The sequence below is a fragment of the Achromobacter pulmonis genome, assembly GCF_002885955.2.
In the GTDB taxonomy this organism is placed as follows: Bacteria; Pseudomonadota; Gammaproteobacteria; order Burkholderiales; family Burkholderiaceae_B; genus Achromobacter; species Achromobacter pulmonis_A.
Window position 1 is genome coordinate 16,945 of record NZ_POQS01000016.1, and the last position, 1,443, is coordinate 18,387.

The 1,443-nt window shown below is 62.1% G+C and carries 2 protein-coding genes and 1 pseudogene; all 3 read right to left on the reverse strand.

The genetic code is table 11. The features are described from left to right. Positions 1-228: 228 nt before the first annotated feature. Positions 229-657 carry a holin family protein gene (locus C1I89_RS32450; RefSeq protein WP_102776288.1) on the reverse strand — a complete coding sequence of 143 codons (429 nt, stop codon included), beginning with the start codon at positions 655-657 and terminating at the stop codon, positions 229-231. Next, positions 654-944: a DUF6127 family protein gene (locus C1I89_RS32455; RefSeq protein WP_019484518.1), complete on the reverse strand. Its 291-nt coding sequence runs from the start codon at positions 942-944 to the stop codon at positions 654-656. Before C1I89_RS32455 ends, C1I89_RS32450 begins: the two co-directional genes overlap by 4 nt. Before the next feature lie 11 nt (positions 945-955). After that, positions 956-1,443: pseudogene (locus C1I89_RS32460) on the reverse strand (host specificity factor TipJ family phage tail protein); the annotation flags it as partial.

A 1,443-nucleotide genomic window follows, 5' to 3' on the forward strand; every position in this document is an offset into this window, starting at 1 on the left:
GGGGGGGGGGGTACATCGCAGCCTCCCTAAAGGCCACAAACACCCTGCCGTTGCTTCAAAATTATTATGACAAGTATAACCTCCGGCACCTACTATTGACAATGTTTACTGGTGGGCGCAGGTACGTTCGTACAAACGACAAAAGACCCCGCCTTCACCGGCTGCCCGAGAGGGAAGCGGATGAAGACGGGGTCTATGGTTTGCTGCTGATGCAGTCGCTACTGAACGCTATCGTTGGACGCCGCGCCACTTGTCGAAACTACGCGCGCCGGTGTAGCCGAGGTAGCCGGCACCGAAGAGCCACCACAAGCTCTCGGGCACCGCGTTGAGCAGCTTGGAGAGGTTTTCAGCGGCCTGAAACACCTCGGCGGGCCACCAGATGCCGATGATGCTGCCGATCACCGACAGCAGGATCACGCCGTAGATCACATACAGAAAGGTCGGGCGCGCCCGACTGGTCCACGGGTCGGTTGAGTTGGCTTCGGCCAGGATGGCCGAGAGGCTCACCTGCATTTCCTGCAGGGCCTGCTGACCTTCAGCTTGAAACAAGGCGAGCTTGGCCTGCTCGCGCTGAGCCGGATCGGGAATCAGGCGGTCGATCAGTTTGGCGCCGGCTTCGAAGAGGCCGGGGGCGAGCGTTGTGAAGATTGGGTTCATTGCGGGCCTCCGAACAGTTTGATTTTGACGATGGTGCCGGCGAGCAAGGCTAGAACCAAGCCGGTGACCAGCATCTTGACCAGGGTGAGGCCAGCGGTTTTCTTGGCCTCGTTGAAGGCATCGAGCAAATTCCTGAGCTCGCGGATGTCGTTTGCGGCATCCGGGCCGTCCAGGCCGACATCGGACAAGGCGTGACGCGCCCCACGCTCGGCGGCGCGCTCCAGCAGGGTTTCAAATTCGTCATGGGGCATGACCACCATGCCATCCATCAGGTGGGGTTCGTTCATCTTCTTTCCTTTCAGATTGGAGCGGTGCTGCTGTCGACACTGCCATCGGCGCTATGCACTGCCGGGTGCTCGGCCACACAGGTGATCTCCACCTGCTCGCCACGCGGGCGCACCGCGATCACCCGGGCCAGCAGGCTCCATTGCTCGGCCATCCCAAAGGCGAAATGGGTGCGCTCGGCCGACAGGCCGGTTTCGATGGGGATGTCGGGCAGGCCTGCAAAGACCACCTGCTGCGCATCGCTGCCCGGCATCACCGCATGCGGGCCGCTGACACCACCATCGCGTCGGCGCAGCGCCATGACATGTTCTTGCCCATCGACAAATGCGACCGGCTCGGACAGCGTGGCGGTGTGGGTGTCGGCATCCCAGGCAACGATTTCGCCGCCTGCGCCCCAACTGGGCATGTCATGGGCAATGGCGATCAGGTCGCCGTAGGTCGGAATCAGGCCTTCGAGCTCGGTGCGCAAGGTGATGATGCGGCGGCGATAGCGATTGGCCG